Here is a 16,532-nt window from a genome sequence, read left to right on the forward strand (position 1 = left end):
TTAGGGATGGGTTATCCCCTCTAGGGTTTCTTTCATCCCTTGACGCACTTGTTCAACAGTTAGTCCCAAGATTTGGGCCGTTTGCTCTACTGTAAATCCCCGGGATAGCAACTGCGGGACTACTTCACGTTTGCCTTCGAGCTTAATATCTTGATACAGTCTGGAGTGCTTGAATCCACTCACGTCTATCATCTGTTTTACCTCCTCGCTGCTGAATGAACGAAAACTTGTACAATACCACCGTCTCTATCAACTAAACAACTTCGGCGCGATCGGCTTCATCCGTCATTTCCTGCCTTGCCTGAACCACAATCTGTCTGGCTTTTTCCGCAAGGCAGATAGCGGTTACCCGAGATTTCTGCAAACCAGTTCTGACCCCTGCTTCTTTAAAAGATAGCCACTCCACCCATCATATTTTGTCAATAAACCGGGCGGTAGGATTCATAACCCTACCGCCCGGTTGAGGGTTCTAACCTCGCTTGAAACCTAGGTTTGTTGAATCCCTTGGCGCACTTGTTCAACAGTTAAACCCAGCATTTGCGCGATTTGCTCAACTGTAAATCCCTGTGACAGCAACGGCGGAACGACTTCGAGTTTGCCTTCGAGTTTGCCTTCGAGTCTGCCTTCAAGTTTGCCTTCGAGCTTAATATCTTGATACAGCCTGGATTGCTTGAATTCATTTACGCCTATCATCTCTTGTACCTCCTCGCGGCTTAATTTAGCAAATTTGTACAATACGACCGTCTCTATTAAGTCTACAACTTCTGCGCGTTTGATTAAGGGGGGCCAAGAGATTTTTGCAAGAGGTTTAATAACTTGTATGATGTTTATGTCACCTTCAATAGATTCCGAATTAACTGTTCCAGATGATACGGTTTAGATGAACTACAGCACAGCAAGATTAGTTCTCCATGACGTATAGATATCCCTCTTTGTACTGCTTTTTAGAAGTCCTTATGTAGATAATTAAATAATTTCTTAATTCAAATACTTCTTTGATACCTGAAACCAAATTGCTCGTGTCCTCCTTAAGGAAGTTATCGGCATTTATTTTGGAAAGACAACTGTTTAGATACTGAACCAAATCCTTTGTGAACTCATGAAATGCTTGGCTATCCTTTAATTTTTGGCTTTGACAATAGTAGACTTGACCAGATAGACTTTTAATGTGTGATTTTTGACTGGATTGCCGATCCAATTCCTTGACTTCACCCTGAACCCTCTCCTCTTGATCCGGGTTAGCATCCTGAACTTCAGGAAGAAGCTGCTCAAGTAGTCCAGTTGTTTCAAATGATTGAATTAATTTCTCAAAAATTGTAACAATATCGGGAACGGATATTCCAATAGGTTTTTCTGCAAAACTCTCGCGATCATAGACAATATATTCACCCTCTTTTTTCAAATGAAGGGCAAAGTTAAGGGTGTATTTCATAGGTTTTATGGGGTAACTTCCCGAGCAACTATCGTAATTTTAATGGAGTAGGAATCCACCGCTTCATAGGCTGTCCTGGCTACTGAACGGCATCGAATGATGATTTCTGTTGCATCCGGAACCGCTCGGAGTTGAGCGCCTACAATCTGATCTAGCATAGGGCGAGTCAAATGCCGATCTTTATACTCTAAGGCAATCTTCTGGTAGGCCATCAATAATCCCCTGTTACCAAAATATTTCTAATTCGTGTGGCCACATTTTTTGCGCCTTTTTCCGTGGGAGCAATAATCCGAATGACGCAATCAATACCCCCATCTTTACCATACCGATTATCTATACTTTGGGGAGTCAGGGGAGTACCACCTACATCGGTGAATTCAACCGTTTCAAATCGTTTGAGTCTCAGCATTAAGCGTTTGAGTTCGTCATGCTCAAATTTATACCCCATTTGACTAGGGGTTAATTTTTCTACGGGTTTGAACTGCGTGACATTAGAAAAATTAAAGAAGTTTTGGACCCATCCGACGATTAGATCAATCATAATGTTTTGCTCCTTGTGCCTGTTAATTCAGATTTTTGGCAAATTATGGCCCCTCACCCCTAGTCTTGCTCAGATCTGACCGTAGGACTGAGAATGCTCCCAAGGGTCAAGGCAGAGCGCGATCGCACACTATTGCAATCCCGAGAGTTCCTCCGTTTACGATTTGAGTCAAGGTAGCAAGCTTCACTGGCAAGCCCCTACACAAGCATTGCTCAAGCTCGGGCAGCGAGATCGCCTGCTCAATCCTTATTGTCTTCTGCTCCTTTTCCTTTAGACAAGTCGGAAAAGGACGGAAAAAGACGGCTCTTTTCTTAAAAAAATCTTAAAAGGGCGGATAGTAGCGGATAATAGCGGATAGGGAAGAATTTGGGAGGGTTGATCGCGGCACTATGAACTGGCAATCGGTGTTGAAATCAATTGATGACTTAGTGTTTCAGCAAACGGGTAAACATCTTGATAATCTGCAAATGGCAATTTTGAAGGGCGTCTTTAATGGTGAGAAGTATGCAGACATTGCAGAACAGTATAAATGTACGATGGGTCATGTCAAGGATGAGGGATACGAACTTTGGCAAATTTTGTCCCAGGTTTTAGGTGAGGAATTAAACAAATCAAATTTTTGCGCTACGATTGAACGGTTGGGCTTTGTAAATTCTCAACATCAAATTATTGGTAATCCAGTCCAAATTGGTAACCTCAACCTTTGTGCTAATCCGGATAATTTGGAATTAAACAAGAAAGAAGCGGTCAATCCTGACTCACATCGATATCCCACCCCAAATCACGAAAGCTCAAATCAAAATATCTTAGACCCTAGAATTCTAAAGACTATCTCCAAGTTCAATGAACTAGGGTTAACTCCCGAACAAATTGCAGAAACGATGGATTTACCATTATTTCAAGTCCTAGATTCCCTCAAATAAAGAAAAATTAATTTTAGTTTAAATCAATTTCTTTGAACCAATTTAATGATTTTGATTGATTTACCCCCTGATTCCACTATTCTGGGTAAAAAAATACTGGAGTAGAGTCAATCACCCTACCCCAGATTAAAATAGGTTAACCCTTAGCAAACCTAGGTTTGTTGAATCCCTTGGCGCACTTGTTCAACGGTTAAACCCAGCATTTGCGCGATTTGCTCAACTGTAAATCCCTGTGACAGCAACGGCGGAACCACTTCGAGTTTGCCTTCGAGCTTAATATCTTGATACAGCCTGGATTGCTTGAATTCATTCACGCCTATCATCTCTTTTACCTCCTCGCGGCTTAATTTAGAAAACTTGTACAATACGACCGTCTCTATTAATTCTACAACTTCTGAGCGTTTGGCGTCATCGGTCATTTCCTGCCTTGCCTGAACCACTAGCTGTTTGGCTTTTTCCGCTGCACTGGCGTTTTGCTTCTCAATGATTAACTGGACAATCTGCATTCCTAACGAGGTTTCTGGGACCTCTTCCAACTCGTCCAGATAGATGCGCTGAACTTGATTGGAATTTAGGAGTGCTTGATAGGGTACGAGTTCCTTCGGTTCATAACTGCGTCGGCCAAAAATAACCACGGTTCGCCAGTTTTGAGCGGGATTGTTTTGATGCAGGTAGAGAAAGAGTTCGGCAAACAAATTGGCATAAAATCTTTTGTCGCTGTAAAATTGTACCTCCACCAAATTCAGCGGCATTTCGGGAAACTCGGCTTTGGGGATAAACAACCCATCAATCCGAAAAGCCGTTTGTTTGAGTTCCACGGAGGAAAATTCATAAGCCTCTGCTTCGGAGGCTGGACGACCAATCACTTCAAAGAAGCAACTGGGTTGTTGTTTAAACAGTCGGTAAAATATGGGGTCTGTTTCCATGTCAGAAAGAGTAGATGGCACTCCAGGGTGATGGCTGGATTTACTTTTATTTTATCATAACTAGAGTTTGAAAATCCTATATTTTAACTCAATTTAATACCATTGGCTTAGGCGAATCGTTAGGTAGACTAGGACAGCATTGGAAAATTTAAGCGCCAATGTTTCCTGCGGCTAATACTTCGTTAACGGTTAGGGTTAATTCAGGAAACACTTGAGAGACTAGGGTTTGACTTGCGGTTAATATGGTTTCTTCATAAAATCCTTCTTCTAGGCGCAAGACGGATAGTTTATTGAGGATAGGGTCTACAATCCAATATTCGGGGATGTCGGCGGCTGCATATTCCGATCGCTTATATCGATAGTCCCGATTAATCGATTCAGGGCTGACCACTTCTATCACTAATAAAGGTGGGGTCTGGAAAACAGCGGATTTGTCCAACAAGTCTATGGCTTGTTCTTGTAAGACTACGCAGATATCGGTTACGCGAGATTTCTGCAATCCGGTTCTGACTCCTGCTTCTTTAAAACATAGCCCCGGTAATTTTTTTCGAGTAATTTCCACTTTTAAGCTATCCCGAATAAAATCAGCAATCAGCAAATGTCTGATAGTTGGTGGATTCATGATTTCTAATTTCCCATTGACTAATTCATAGCGGTTATCGGTTCCATCATCATACTGTAGATAGTCTTCAAAGCTGCATAATTTATCGGTGACTATAGCATTCATGGCAATTATTTAGATGGGATTGATGGATGTTATTATAGCGCATCAAATTACCATCAATCTGGAGGTTCACGGGTGAGAGTGGTCCGGAGGGAGGAACTCTGGGGGGAGAAATCTCTTCCAGGAATTATCCTATTGATTGATACCGAGTATCATCGATCGCCCTTGAAGAACTTCTATCTCTTCTGGGGAGGCGATCGCCTCCCAAAATAGGTCCCTCAGTTCCGGCAACCTCGGACCCTCCAGGAACCATGAGCATTTTTCAAAATTTGTCAATGATACCGATCGCGAATTTTGTGGCAATTTTTCACAGTCCTCCTATGTTTGCGATCGCCACCTAAGTTCACCAAATCTTTAAGAATAAAGTATGAGTGTTGTGCAATCAGTCTAAATAGGGTGCAATCATGCTAGGTCAAACGACTTTACCTAAACTTTCAGTGGATCAAATCGTGGAGAGAATCTTTGCTTTACGCCAAATCACCCGCGTTGACCAACAACTGTTGATGACAACGCTACTCTCGAAAAATGCCCTAAATGACCGAGAACATACCCAAATCAGTCGCGTGTTTGATGGGGTCCAACGAGGGTTAATTCGGGTCGTTGAATAACAAATATCGGGTGATCGGCTAGGGGAAATGCTTGCTTGAGGTGGGTCGTGGCAGTTTTTATTCTGTCTTGAACTATTTTAAGCAAAGGAAAGGAGTAGCAACAAATGTGCTGTTACAAAGCTAGATGTTTTCCGGTTGATGCAATCTCTTCAAACTTATTTCTGGGACTCATGAATGTCTATCAATAAAAAGCAGCCTGCTGGATGAATTGGATCCAGCAGGCGCTATCAATTTAAAGGGCAAAAAGCTAACCCATCTCTCTATTTGTAGCACTCAGATTTTAGCTATTCTGCAATAACCAAAACCCACTATAGGTCATCCCAGAATCATCCGGTTGGATCAGTAAAAAATGTAACCCCTGTGTTGCCTGTTTGCGCTGTTGAAACGTTTGACCCGCCTCGGCAACTTCTGTATCCTCAAAGGTAGCCATAATCCAGCGATCGACTAATCCCGCCTCTAAAATTAGTCCATTAGGAGGTCCGGGATTGTAATCGATCGCCACTGGAGATGCTTCTTGCAACCATTGAGCAATTTTCATCGATTGCCGTCCGCCATCCAGGACCACTCCCGGAATCACCGCATTAGAAGGGAGTCCCAAGGCAACTGGCGTCAATTCCTCCGGGATATGCCGAATCCGGATTGCTCTTTCCGCAAACACTTCCATTAAATAAGCGGCACTCACGGAAGCAAACCGCCAGCGATCGCCCCATAACGCTTCTGGCAGAGGTCCCGGTGGTGGGCGATCGCGCACTAAGGGTTCGTAAGGTTCATGAGTATAATTAGGCTCGTTTCTATACTCCTGCGCTTTCTCCACTAACCATGATTTTAAAGCGGGAGTGCGTCGAGAAGCTTCTACCTTCACCCCCAGTTTTTCCCCTGCCGCTACCATCAAACTGAGGGACTGGGGACGAAACACTGCGATCGCCTCCGGTAATCTCCCCTCCCCCGCAATTTGCAGTTGTTGCGCTAACCAAGTCGAGTTTGCCTCCGATTGGGAACAGCGACTACTCCATTGGAAATTTCCCGTTGCATCACAGAGGCACAACTCCCATAACGGTTCCCCTGCGGCGCTTTGTAACGGACGACGGTAAAAATCTGCTTGCCAAATGACCACAATTACTATCCCAATTTATCAGTACCGGCGGGAACAACCGGCGGGGGATTAATTAAAGTCGCTACACCCGGCGGGTAGTAGCATCACCCGGCGGGTAGTAGCATCACCCGGCGGGTAGTAGCATCACCCGGCGGATAGTAGCATCACTCGGTGGATAGTAGCATCACCCGGCGGGGTTTAAACCCCCGCCTAATAGCTCAAGTCGGTTAAAAACCGACTAACAACACCACCTTAGAAGACTTTTAGTCGGTTAAAAACCGACTAACAACACCACCCTATAAGACTTTTAGTTTTAACTCCCGCCGGTTGTCTTTCAGTCGGATTTATCCGACTTTAGCTGTTAGGCGGGGGTTTAAACCCCCGCCGGTGCTCGCGGTTAGGACTCAAACCCCCGCCGATAATCCCAATTACACCTAGACGCTGGCGAGAATCGGTTCTAAATCAAGCTGAATCCCTGGTGCATAAACTTTTGCCACATAATCCGCCACCATGCGATCGGTGTTGAATAATGGTGCATTGGTCTTAATCGAACCCTTCATCATCTTAATCCAACCGTGAGATAGACCAGTATTCGGGTCGATGTCGTAATACAGGGGAACAATTTCCTCTTCTAATAACCGATACAGGGATTCTGCATCAATTTTATCCTGCATTTCCTGGTCACTGGTATGAGCATCTTCCCCGATCGCCCAACCATTCATCCCTTTGCCATCAGGACCCGTTTGATAGCCTTCACACCACCATCCGTCTAACACGCTGCAATTGATACCGCCATTAAAGCAGACCTTTTGACCGCTAGTTCCCGATGCTTCCAGGGGACGACGGGGGGTATTTAACCACACATCCACACCCTGAACCAACTTGCGTCCCGTGTACATATCGTAATCAGGCAGCACAATCACGCGGTTTTGCAACAGGGAATGTTGTTGACTCCACTCATAAATCCGTTGCAGAATCCGCTTGCCTTGTTCATCTGCCGGGTGTGCTTTCCCCGCAAATACGATTTGCACTGGGCGTTCGGGGTTGCTGAACAGACGCAGCGATCGCTCTAAATCATGCATCAACAGATACCCACGCTTGTAGGTACTGAAGCGGCGCGCAAACCCAATCGTTAGCACATTCGGGTCTAAAATCCGGTCGGCAGCATCCACCCAATGGGCATCTGCCCCGTGCTGTTGCCTTGCCCGTTTAATTTTAGTGCGGGTGTGAGCAATTAAGCGTTCTTTCAGCAGTTGATGACGCCACCAGAGTTCCTGATCGGGAATTTCATCTACTTTCGCCCACATTTGCGGGTCAGCGATGCGATTGGACCAATCTTCTCCGAAATATTGAGCATAAAGGTCACTGAGTAGCGGTGCAGTCCAAGTGCGCTGATGCACCCCATTGGTGATGTGACCGATCGGGACTTCTTCCATCGGGCGATCGGGATACATAATATGCCACATCTTCCGGGAGACTTCCCCATGTAAGGCAGAGACTCCATTGGCAGTCCGGCACATCCGCAAGGCGAGCACTGTCATGCCGAACGGTTCCCAAGGGTCTCCCAGACGCCTTGCACCAACCGCCATGAATTGTTCCTGAGTTAGTCCCAGAGTCGGCCAATAATGGGAGAAGTAAGACTCAATTAAGTCTCCGGAAAATACATCGTGACCCGCAGGAACTGGGGTGTGAGTGGTGAAGACACAACGTTCGCGAACTGACTGTTCTACATCATAGAAACTCTTGCCAGTCCGCTGCATTTCCATGCGGGCGACTTCTAGGGTACAGAAGGCGGCGTGTCCTTCGTTGAGATGACAAATTGCAGGGTTAATTCCCAGGGCCTCTAATGCTCTGACACCACCAATACCTAAAACGACTTCCTGAGCAATCCGGGTGTCTTGGTTGCCGCCATAGAGGTGTCCGGTTAACCAGCGATCGAGGGGGTCATTATCATGGCGATCGGTATCGAGTAAATAGAGGGAAACTCGCCCGACTTGTACTCGCCAAATTTGGATTTTAACTACCCGACTGCGGATTTCTAATTCAACCGTAATCGGTTTACCCTCGGCATCCGTCATTAACTCCAATGGCATCTGCTCGAAGATGTTATCTACATAGTAATCTTCTTGCCATCCGTGACCGTTAATGCGTTGGCGGAAATATCCTTGCCGATACATTAAACCAATTCCAATTAAAGGAACGCCTAAATCTGAGGCGGATTTGAGGTGATCCCCAGCTAACATCCCCAAACCACCGGAGTAGATGGGGAGGGATTCGTGGATGCCAAATTCGGCACAGAAGTACACGACGGGGCGATCGCGGGTAATCTGAGGGGCCACTCGACTCGCCCAGGTATCCCGAATCGCCATGTAGCGGTGGAATTGCTCCGAAACCGCTTTCACCCGCTTCATGTAATCGGGATCGTTTGCAAGCTGACTGAGGCGTTCTAGCGAAACAAATTGCAGCAAGGCAACGGGATTGTGATTCCACTGGTGCCATGCGTCGGGATCGATGTTGCGAAACAGAGAAATTCGTTCAGTGGTCCAACACCACCAATAGTTATAAGCGATTTCTGCCAAGGGTTTCAGGGGAAAGGGCAATTTCTCCCGCAATTGTTGGCTGGCTTTCGTGTAATTTTCAATCACCATACTATGACACCATGCTTTCGAGACGTTTTCGGTTGTCGGACATTATGACAGAAGGGCGATACCCCGAAGACTCTCGATGGACCGATCGCTGCAAAGAGTATCCCGGGGCTGCTCCTTTGGCAACATTAGGATGAATTATAAATGTATGACCTCTAGGCGGTAAATAGGTGTTTTATTACACAATTTTAAGTTTTGGTTCAGATTGTCCCGGAACGGCCCCTGGGGGCGATCGCCGCTTGACCCGTCTTTTGTAGGGGCCCCGGTGTGTAGAGCCAGAATCTGGCAATATCTTGCTCTGTAACGCTTGAAGCGGCTTTCGTTACGGGTTAAACCCGAAAATTTTTCATCGTTCTAGGAGTTGACTTCAAGGCAGTTCCGGGAGCAATTTCGGGAGTCAGGGTCGGTTAGTCATGCTTATTAATTGTGAGGAATTCTTGACGTGCAGTCTCTAAACGGGCGATCGCTGGGTTGGAACGGTTGATCCCGCTCTGAGGGACCTCCTTCTGTTGCTCATTCCGAATTACTAATCCTCAAAAGGGCTAGGTCCCTTTCCAGGGACCTGGAAATTATGAAGATGAGCCAAGGGCCGCGATCGCGACACCAAAAATCAGCTAAAATCGGTAAAAATCACGGCAAACTTATCGTTAATAGTAGAAGTCCTATGAATCCCGATCTGACTAAATTTGGTGAACAGATGTCCCAGCTTACTGGAGTACGGGCCATCATGAAAGATATTAGTGAAACCTTACGCGCCGGTGCAGATCGGGATTTAATTAATATGAGTGCCGGAAACCCGGTCATTTTGCCCGAGGTTGAACAGTTGTGGCGCGATTGTACAGCAGATTTACTCTCGTCCTCCGAGTATGGGGAAGTCGTCTGTCGCTACGGAGAATCCCAAGGGTATCAGCCGTTTATTGATGTCATCAAAGCAGATTTTAACAAGCGCTATGGATTAAACCTGAGCGATCGCAATATTCTGATTACTCCAGGCAGTCAATGCCTTTACTTTTTTGCCGCCAATACTTTAGGTGGATATACCACCAGTGGACAACTCAAGCAAATTGTCTTACCCCTGAGTCCGGATTATACTGGGTATGGGGGAGTTAGCTTAGTCCCGGAATCTTTAATTGCCTATAAACCCACCTTAGATTTGGATGCAACAGCACATCGGTTTAAATATCGTCCAGATTTCAGCCAATTAGAGATTAATGAAAATGCCGGTTGTGTAATTTTTTCTCGTCCCTGTAATCCCACGGGGAATGTGCTAACTGAGGACGAGGTGAAGAAAATAGCCGCAATGGCAGCACCGTATGACGTGCCAGTGTTTGTGGATTCGGCCTATGCACCGCCCTATCCGGCGTTAAATTTTACCGATATGACGCCGATTTTTGGCGGAAATATTATTCATTGTATGAGTTTGTCCAAGGCGGGGTTACCTGGAGAGCGAATTGGGATTGCGATCGGGGATGAACGCACAATTCAGATTTTGCAATCCTTCCAAACCAACCTCTGTATTCACTCCTCTCGGTATGGACAGGCGATCGCAGCACGGGCGATCGCATCCGGAGCATTAGGCGAAATTGCCGAAACCGTCATCCGTCCCTACTACCAGCAAAAATTCACCGTCCTAGAAACCACCCTCGATCGCGCCATGCCAAAAGACCTCCCCTGGTTCTTGCATCGCGGTGAAGGCGCAATTTTTGCCTGGATGTGGTTCCAAGACTTACCGATGACGGATTGGGAACTCTATCAAGAATTGAAAAAAGTCGGAGTCATAGCCGTTCCCGGCAGCAGTTTCTTCCCCGGATTACGCGAAGATTGGAAACACAAACATGAATGTATTCGCCTAAGTTTAACCGCTAGTGATGAAGCCATCGAAATGGGCATGGAACGGTTAGCAAAAGTGGTTGAAAAAGTGTTTCAAGGCGTCATTGCCTAACTCAATTCTATCTAAATCTCCCGCCAAGATTCAGAAACCGGGTTTCTTACCTAAACTTAGGCAACCTACCCAAATTTAGGCAGAAACCCGGTTTCTAACCCCCGGCAAAGATTCAGAAACCGGGTTTCTTACCTAAACTTAGGCAATCCACCCAAATTGACGCAGAAACCCGGTTTCTAGCCCTCGGCAAGAGGAAAAAAGCACTTCATAAAAATTAACGGTTTTCTCGGTAGTTTCACGGATTGACGCTAATTTTTCAACTCCCCTAAAATATAGGACGACCCTCTAAGTCAAAAAATACCTAAAATCTCCGGTTGGTGCCTAGAAACTGTTCTCAACAGCAACAACTTGTAAAATTTTATACAGTTTTATATCCCGCAACTGGCTCGGTAATTTTTGCTTTTGCCTCAATATAATTCAAGGACAATCATCATGTCTTCTATCGACTCCCAACCCTCTTCTAATCCCGAATCCAATCCCACTACTGCTGCGATCGCACGTCGCCAGTTTCTCGGTTTATCCGCCAGTGCGGTTCTTGCCCTCACTCTAGGAGGGTGGCCCCAACCCGTCAGTGCTGATAGTAACGTTTCGGGTACTACAACTGAGGGTGATTCCAATGTAAATCTGAATATTAAGGAACGGTATCGAATTTTTGTTCCTAATATTACGGTGGCCCGAGGGGGTCAGGCAAAAGTTGTATTGCGATCGGGCGAAGATTTCACCATCGATATCCCTCGCCGAGTCGCCGATCAGAGTGAATTTACAATCAAAGGCAAAGGTCTTCAAGGCAACGATATTGTAATTGTCATGCATACCTTATATGAACCAAGCGCAAAAATTCAGGAAAGCATAGAATATGAAATAGAATCAGCCGGATTTATCCAAGATGTGACGAAAGAAAACTGCCAAGAAGCTTATTTGCAAATCACAGAGGGAAAATATTTTGAGGATCTCGCAACCTTAGAGTTACTAGATTATGTAGTTGCCTCTTCTAAATTAGATGAAAAAATTCAGCAGCGCTACGAAATTGCCAGTCAAAGCTCTCGATTGGTGGCAATTGAGGAAGCTATTGAGAAGGTTTTGGCGAACTCCGAGTTAAACCCAAATGAGAAACAAGTGATCCGGGGAACCCACCAATATGTGCGCGCTGGTGACCCTGTACCGAACTTTGAAGATCTCACCGATCTAGCTGCTATCATTGCCGGTACTGAATTAAGTCCCGGACTTAAGCAATATTACTTACAAGCTATTGCTACAGCTAAAGCAGTAACCGCTGATTTTATCATTGTTCAATTAATTGCAGACCCCCAACAAAGCCCCCAATTGAATGAGGAAGAGCGGAGCAAGTATTTACAAGTTTATCAGCAGGTCCGTGATGGACAAAAAGTTTCAGACCAAGAAACGTTGAAGGGGTTAGATCAATTGATTGCCAATTCTAACATCCTTGAAACCTGTAAAGTGCTGTATTCATTGGCACAAGACCGCTTTTTTGAAGATGCAGCATCAGCACAAGAAGATTTTGGAGATCTGAGGCAAGTCGCAAATAAAGTGAAACGTACTGGTGCTGGTATTGTCCCCACTGCGACCAACGCCCTTAGTTTGTTGGGAGTAGAAGCAGGAACAGGCGTAACAATTAGCTCTTTGAGTGGAGCAGCCGCTACAAATGCAACGTTAGCAGCTTTAGGTGGGGGTTCGATCGCCACAGGTGGTTTTGGGATGCTGGGTGGTTTAGCCGTTGCCACAGGTGGAGCCGCTTTAATTGGTGCAGCCGGAATCCTTTCCATTGCGCTAGTGTCTCAAATGGATGGACAAGATTTAAAAAACTTAGGAGTAGCTGGACTGACTGGCACTTTAGCGGGTGCAGCGGCTGTTTTTGTTGCCTGGACAGGTGTCAGCGCTTTGGGTATTGCGGGTACTTTATCGGGAGCCGCTGCGATTACTGCTACCATATCAGCCTTGGGTGGACTGAGTGTACTTACTGGGGGCGCATCCCTGGTAGCATTTGGTACAGGTTATGTGGTTTGGTCAGTTTTAAAGGGGAATAAGAAGCGAGATAATAATATCTTGCATCAGTTGGAAAGTCGTCTATACACTTTTATTGAAGAACTGAGTGTAGATGATAGTTTGTTTGCTTTTCTCAAAACAAAGCTCCCCCAAGAGAACTATTATGCAGCAGAAGTATTTTTTGCTCCTAATATTCCCCTAGATAAATTAACCACAGCTTTGAAAAAGTGGGGAACAGTTGGCAAGGAAGAAAAAATATTGTCGTTCGTAGATACCAGCATATTAGACAATGGTAAGGCGGGAATATTATTAACAAATCAAGGAATAATTTGGAAAAGTATTGCTTCAAGTGGACATCTTAAATTTTCTGAAATCAACACATATTTTTCGGGAAAGATAGCTGATTTGCTAATTCATGAGGAGGATAGTTCTCAATTTGCTGATGTGATTTGGGAACTTCACAATAAATTTGGCAAGACTTAGATTTTTTTCTTAGCGTTATCGAGCCTTTAACTGTTTTAAAGTAAAAGGCTCATCCTCCTGTTATCCCAACTCCCATGAAACTCCCATCCATTCTGATTAGTTTAGGACTCGCATTGTTACTGGTTCTGACTTCCCCGACTTTACCTGGGGCACAAACCTCAGTGCAATGGAATAATCTGGCGATCGCCTCTCCCATTGCTTCCCCCTGTGCTAACGTCACCACCATTCACAATGACGCTTTGGAACTTCACTACAGTCCCGAGTGTTTAGAGCAAAAACTCCATCTGAGTGAGTTACTCCATCGCTTAGAACCCTTGATTGCTGAAAAAACTCGCAACAAAATCACCGTCAGCAATCTCAACTATGCGTTAATTCCGGAAGGAATTCACCTCCAGGCGGATTTAATCGTTAATGTCAAACCGATCGCCCGAAGTGTGCCGGTTGCAGTCTCTCAAGATTTATCCCTGAGTATCCAAGATGGATATCTCTACATTAAAGCGGGCAAAACTGATATAGAAAGCTCCCAATTACTCATCCAGTCTAGCAAAGGGATGATTATTCAAAAAATTGACCAAGAATTATCCAGCTTTAACGGTAAAAAGTTGGATGAGGTTTTGGCACTTAACCATCTCAATACTCTGGCAGAACCGATTGGAATTGGTCCAAATGCGGTGGATTTTGTGATTCAATCCCTTGAAAATAAACTGAACCTGAGTCTTGATGAAAGCGGTTTAACTCTGGCGGTTCGAGTCCGATAAATGAGCGGAGATAGCAAATAGGTTCTCTAAGGGATTCTGGTTGCAGCTACAGTGAGGCGGCTGATTCCTGCGGTTCAACCCATTATGGACGCCCTCATCGCTCAGGCTGGTTTTTGGATTAGTGCAGCCTTATACACCCGAATTTTACAAGCGGCTGATGAATAATCCCTGAGCCCACCCTTGCAGGTATTGTCTATATCATTCTGACTTCCTGCCGCCCCTAGGGCTTTTTCAGATTAAGCATTATATCATAAAAATTTAAAAAATAAATATATTTCTCAGTGTAGAAAAAATATTTAGAGGTCTGAGTCATTTTATTTTTTGCGCTATACTTAGCCTATTCCGTTTACAAGTTCAGTGTTTAGGGACGACTTATTCTGATAATGAATTCACAACAATTGATGAACCGCACTGAGGAAGACTTAATGATTCCTCATGCGGAGTATGCGAAGAAATTGCGTCCCCTGTTGCCCAAGGAGGCATTTGAACCCGATCCGGGTAAGTTAGGGATTTTATCGATTAATTTGGTGATTATGGTCCTGGGTTGGGCGATCGCCTCCACATTAGATCGTTGGCCCGTATTCTTATTATGGCTTTACCTCCCGATCGCCCTGGTGATGGGTAATAGCATTGTTGTCCTCCTGTTTAGTTCTCATAACCTGATGCATGGCAGTGTTATCAAAAATAAGCGAGTGATGGACATCATGGGGTTTCTGGGATTAACCCTGTTGTGGATGCCACAGACGATGTGGAAAGCGGTACACAATCGTGAGCATCACAATAAAACCAATTCCATGAATGACCCCGATCGCAACTATTTGGAGGGTCAGCCCAAAAATTGGGGAAAATGGATTCAAAACCTATTTGTGCCTTCTGCGGAAGTCCATCCCTTGTGGTTAGCAGTCGGAATGACCAGTGCCTGGGGGGTGCATAACTTCAGAAACATCACCTCGGTGCTGTTTTTCAATGACCAATCCGTAGACTATGTTCCGGCAGCGTTTACCATCACGCCGAAAGAACGACGGGCGATCGCATGGGAATTAGTAGCGATCGCAGCGATTCATCTCACCATTTTGTTTTCCCTACAATTTGACCCCATCAAACTCCTACTGAGTTACTTTCTCCCCATCGCCATTGGCTATGCCGGGGTCATGTTTTATATTTATACCAATCACATGGTCTCGCCGATGAGCACCATTAACGATCCCACGTTCAACAGCTTATCCATCCGAGTTCCTAAACTCTTCGATTGGTTGCACTTGAACTTTTCTTACCACACCGAACATCATATTTTCCCCTATATCAACTCAGACTATTACCCCCTAGTCCGAGAATTGCTGGAACTGCACTATCCAGGTCGGTTGAAGTTAATCGATGCTACAGAAGCTTGGCGTTTATTGCTCCAAACTCCTCGCCATTATAAAGATGAAAATACGTTTACCGATTGGTCCGGAGAAAAATCGGTCCCTTGTCCCGTAATCCCGACTTCAGCGAAAAACTGACAATCAAGCAAAAACAACCGACACTCTTTAGGGTGTCGGTTGTTTCTTGAGTCTACCTATAAAGTAGGGGAAACGAACTTGTTTCCCCTACCCCGCAAACTATGTGAGAATTATTTCACAAACTTAGAAGCGGCTGGTGTTGGGTTTGTGGATGATAAAGCTCATCACTTGGCACTGCTTGATGTTATCAAAACCCACAACGCGGATGAAGCAGCTGGGGTATTCGCTACGGCAGGCTTGGACTTCAGCCATCACTTCTTGGACAGAACGTGCGTTGAACAAAGGCAACTTCCACAGGGTCCAGTAGTAAACCGTGGGGTCAGAGTTTTCATTGAACTCAATGGCAGGAATGTAGCCTTGGTCAATGATGTACTGAATCTGCTTACCAATCTGTGCATCAGACAGAGGGGGCAGATAGGAAAGGGTTTCGTAACGACGCTCTTTTGGCAGAGTTTTCATAATTCTTTGTCTCTTTGCTGCGGGATCTACAAGGATTGGCGGTTTAGGCCAGCAATAAATCACCACCAACCGGATCAGGGTTCCGTTTCCGTCTCTGGGGCTGACTCAGGTAGGGGTAATCCCGTGACTGTTCTTTCCAGATACTGCTTCCGGTGGTCGATGTTGGCTTGCATGATGCCAGTCAGAACCATTTCAGGCAAGAACTCTGTAATTTCCTCGGCGATATGTTCGCGCACGGTCATGATCCGAATCGCCAAGTCTGGCTTTTCGTGAAGCAACGTCTCGATGTACGTTTCTCCATTTTGGATATTGGCCGTGGCAGAAAAGTTTTGCAACCAATAGGCCAAGGGAGGATTAGTTTCGTTCAGTTGACTGACTACGATTCGCATGGCTTGGTAGGTCAAATAGCTGCTCATGACTTTGGCAGTATCTTTGGCAATTTGTTTTAAATCCATATTGTTGGCAAGGTTTGATATCGGCGGTTATTTATGA

20 protein-coding genes are annotated in these 16,532 nt (G+C 45.3%); 8 read left to right on the plus strand and 12 right to left on the minus strand.

Annotated features, from left to right (window positions below):
* The 6 genes from NG795_RS21865 to NG795_RS21890 all read right to left on the minus strand — a co-directional run bounded on the left by NG795_RS21865 (position 1) and on the right by NG795_RS21890 (position 1,973).
* Complete coding sequence (locus NG795_RS21865) at positions 1-192, minus strand: hypothetical protein (protein ID WP_367290754.1); 192 nt, start codon at positions 190-192, stop codon at positions 1-3.
* A gap of 61 nt (positions 193-253) precedes the next feature.
* Positions 254-406 (minus strand): hypothetical protein, encoded by a 153-nt coding sequence (locus NG795_RS21870; RefSeq protein WP_367290755.1) that lies wholly within the window; start codon positions 404-406, stop codon positions 254-256.
* 80 nt (positions 407-486) lie between these two features.
* Positions 487-843 carry an Rpn family recombination-promoting nuclease/putative transposase gene (locus NG795_RS21875; RefSeq protein WP_367290806.1) on the minus strand — a complete coding sequence of 119 codons (357 nt, stop codon included), beginning with the start codon at positions 841-843 and terminating at the stop codon, positions 487-489.
* A gap of 58 nt (positions 844-901) precedes the next feature.
* Positions 902-1,432 (minus strand): hypothetical protein, encoded by a 531-nt coding sequence (locus NG795_RS21880; protein ID WP_367290756.1) that lies wholly within the window; start codon positions 1,430-1,432, stop codon positions 902-904.
* A 5-nt stretch (positions 1,433-1,437) separates the two neighbouring features.
* Entirely contained in the window at positions 1,438-1,644 is a 207-nt protein-coding gene (locus NG795_RS21885) for a hypothetical protein (RefSeq protein WP_367290757.1), read from the minus strand.
* Positions 1,644-1,973, minus strand: a complete 330-nt coding sequence (locus tag NG795_RS21890) for a hypothetical protein (RefSeq protein WP_367290758.1) — start codon at positions 1,971-1,973, stop codon at positions 1,644-1,646. Before NG795_RS21890 ends, NG795_RS21885 begins: the two co-directional genes overlap by 1 nt.
* A 389-nt stretch (positions 1,974-2,362) precedes the next feature.
* Between NG795_RS21890 and NG795_RS21895 the strand changes: the two genes are divergently transcribed.
* Positions 2,363-2,896 (plus strand): helix-turn-helix domain-containing protein, encoded by a 534-nt coding sequence (locus NG795_RS21895; protein WP_367290759.1) that lies wholly within the window; start codon positions 2,363-2,365, stop codon positions 2,894-2,896.
* 152 nt (positions 2,897-3,048) lie between these two features.
* Here NG795_RS21895 and NG795_RS21900 read toward each other — a convergent pair whose 3' ends face one another.
* Both NG795_RS21900 and NG795_RS21905 read right to left on the minus strand, forming a co-directional pair.
* Positions 3,049-3,822 (minus strand): Rpn family recombination-promoting nuclease/putative transposase, encoded by a 774-nt coding sequence (locus NG795_RS21900; protein ID WP_367290760.1) that lies wholly within the window; start codon positions 3,820-3,822, stop codon positions 3,049-3,051.
* A 148-nt stretch (positions 3,823-3,970) separates the two neighbouring features.
* Positions 3,971-4,549: a Uma2 family endonuclease gene (locus tag NG795_RS21905; RefSeq protein WP_367290761.1), complete on the minus strand. Its 579-nt coding sequence runs from the start codon at positions 4,547-4,549 to the stop codon at positions 3,971-3,973.
* A gap of 401 nt (positions 4,550-4,950) precedes the next feature.
* Between NG795_RS21905 and NG795_RS21910 the strand changes: the two genes are divergently transcribed.
* On the plus strand, positions 4,951-5,154 hold the full coding sequence (locus tag NG795_RS21910; protein WP_367290762.1) for a hypothetical protein: 204 nt from the start codon (positions 4,951-4,953) through the stop codon (positions 5,152-5,154).
* A 280-nt stretch (positions 5,155-5,434) separates the two neighbouring features.
* Here the strand turns inward: NG795_RS21910 and NG795_RS21915 are convergent, their stop codons facing one another.
* Both NG795_RS21915 and glgP read right to left on the minus strand, forming a co-directional pair.
* Positions 5,435-6,268, minus strand: a complete 834-nt coding sequence (locus NG795_RS21915; protein WP_367290763.1) for a Tab2/Atab2 family RNA-binding protein — start codon at positions 6,266-6,268, stop codon at positions 5,435-5,437.
* 413 nt (positions 6,269-6,681) lie between these two features.
* On the minus strand, positions 6,682-8,895 hold the full coding sequence (gene glgP / locus NG795_RS21920) for an alpha-glucan family phosphorylase (protein WP_367290764.1): 2,214 nt from the start codon (positions 8,893-8,895) through the stop codon (positions 6,682-6,684).
* An 11-nt stretch (positions 8,896-8,906) separates the two neighbouring features.
* On the opposite strand from glgP, the gene NG795_RS21925 reads away from it, so the two are divergent.
* From NG795_RS21925 to NG795_RS21950, 6 genes are all read left to right on the plus strand, one after another.
* The gene (locus NG795_RS21925; RefSeq protein WP_367290765.1) at positions 8,907-9,029 is read left to right on the plus strand and encodes a hypothetical protein; all 123 of its coding nucleotides are present in this window, start codon (positions 8,907-8,909) and stop codon (positions 9,027-9,029) included.
* Between the two features lie 527 nt (positions 9,030-9,556).
* The gene (locus tag NG795_RS21930) at positions 9,557-10,834 is read left to right on the plus strand and encodes a valine--pyruvate transaminase (RefSeq protein WP_261201868.1); all 1,278 of its coding nucleotides are present in this window, start codon (positions 9,557-9,559) and stop codon (positions 10,832-10,834) included.
* Positions 10,835-11,266: 432 nt separating this feature from the next.
* A complete protein-coding gene (locus NG795_RS21935) occupies positions 11,267-13,321 on the plus strand; it encodes a twin-arginine translocation signal domain-containing protein (protein ID WP_367290766.1) in 2,055 nt (684 codons plus the stop codon).
* A gap of 74 nt (positions 13,322-13,395) precedes the next feature.
* Entirely contained in the window at positions 13,396-14,079 is a 684-nt protein-coding gene (locus NG795_RS21940; protein WP_367290767.1) for a hypothetical protein, read from the plus strand.
* Between the two features lie 36 nt (positions 14,080-14,115).
* Positions 14,116-14,244 carry a DUF3368 domain-containing protein gene (locus tag NG795_RS21945; RefSeq protein ID WP_367290807.1) on the plus strand — a complete coding sequence of 43 codons (129 nt, stop codon included), beginning with the start codon at positions 14,116-14,118 and terminating at the stop codon, positions 14,242-14,244.
* 218 nt (positions 14,245-14,462) lie between these two features.
* Positions 14,463-15,581, plus strand: a complete 1,119-nt coding sequence (locus tag NG795_RS21950) for a fatty acid desaturase family protein (protein ID WP_367290768.1) — start codon at positions 14,463-14,465, stop codon at positions 15,579-15,581.
* Positions 15,582-15,704: 123 nt separating this feature from the next.
* Here NG795_RS21950 and NG795_RS21955 read toward each other — a convergent pair whose 3' ends face one another.
* Both NG795_RS21955 and rcbX read right to left on the minus strand, forming a co-directional pair.
* A complete protein-coding gene (locus NG795_RS21955; RefSeq protein WP_367290769.1) occupies positions 15,705-16,040 on the minus strand; it encodes a ribulose bisphosphate carboxylase small subunit in 336 nt (111 codons plus the stop codon).
* Between the two features lie 74 nt (positions 16,041-16,114).
* Positions 16,115-16,495, minus strand: coding sequence for a RuBisCO chaperone RbcX (rcbX, locus tag NG795_RS21960; RefSeq protein WP_367290770.1), 381 nt, complete (start codon positions 16,493-16,495; stop codon positions 16,115-16,117).
* Positions 16,496-16,532: the final 37 nt, after the last annotated feature.

This window comes from Laspinema palackyanum D2c, assembly GCF_025370875.1.
Classification (GTDB): domain Bacteria; phylum Cyanobacteriota; class Cyanobacteriia; order Cyanobacteriales; family Laspinemataceae; genus Laspinema; species Laspinema palackyanum.

Coding starts and splice junctions, on each gene's coding strand:
- NG795_RS21940 (WP_367290767.1), top strand. CDS start 13,396: ATGAAACTCCCATCCATTCTGATTAGTTTAGGACTCGCATTGTTACTG.
- NG795_RS21925 (WP_367290765.1), top strand. CDS start 8,907: ATGCTTTCGAGACGTTTTCGGTTGTCGGACATTATGACAGAAGGGCGA.
- NG795_RS21885 (WP_367290757.1), bottom strand. CDS start 1,644: ATGGCCTACCAGAAGATTGCCTTAGAGTATAAAGATCGGCATTTGACT.
- NG795_RS21890 (WP_367290758.1), bottom strand. CDS start 1,973: ATGATTGATCTAATCGTCGGATGGGTCCAAAACTTCTTTAATTTTTCT.
- NG795_RS21895 (WP_367290759.1), top strand. CDS start 2,363: ATGAACTGGCAATCGGTGTTGAAATCAATTGATGACTTAGTGTTTCAG.
- NG795_RS21910 (WP_367290762.1), top strand. CDS start 4,951: ATGCTAGGTCAAACGACTTTACCTAAACTTTCAGTGGATCAAATCGTG.
- glgP (WP_367290764.1), bottom strand. CDS start 8,895: ATGGTGATTGAAAATTACACGAAAGCCAGCCAACAATTGCGGGAGAAA.
- NG795_RS21865 (WP_367290754.1), bottom strand. CDS start 192: ATGATAGACGTGAGTGGATTCAAGCACTCCAGACTGTATCAAGATATT.
- NG795_RS21950 (WP_367290768.1), top strand. CDS start 14,463: ATGAATTCACAACAATTGATGAACCGCACTGAGGAAGACTTAATGATT.
- NG795_RS21880 (WP_367290756.1), bottom strand. CDS start 1,432: ATGAAATACACCCTTAACTTTGCCCTTCATTTGAAAAAAGAGGGTGAA.
- NG795_RS21900 (WP_367290760.1), bottom strand. CDS start 3,822: ATGGAAACAGACCCCATATTTTACCGACTGTTTAAACAACAACCCAGT.
- rcbX (WP_367290770.1), bottom strand. CDS start 16,495: ATGGATTTAAAACAAATTGCCAAAGATACTGCCAAAGTCATGAGCAGC.
- NG795_RS21905 (WP_367290761.1), bottom strand. CDS start 4,549: ATGAATGCTATAGTCACCGATAAATTATGCAGCTTTGAAGACTATCTA.
- NG795_RS21930 (WP_261201868.1), top strand. CDS start 9,557: ATGAATCCCGATCTGACTAAATTTGGTGAACAGATGTCCCAGCTTACT.
- NG795_RS21955 (WP_367290769.1), bottom strand. CDS start 16,040: ATGAAAACTCTGCCAAAAGAGCGTCGTTACGAAACCCTTTCCTATCTG.
- NG795_RS21935 (WP_367290766.1), top strand. CDS start 11,267: ATGTCTTCTATCGACTCCCAACCCTCTTCTAATCCCGAATCCAATCCC.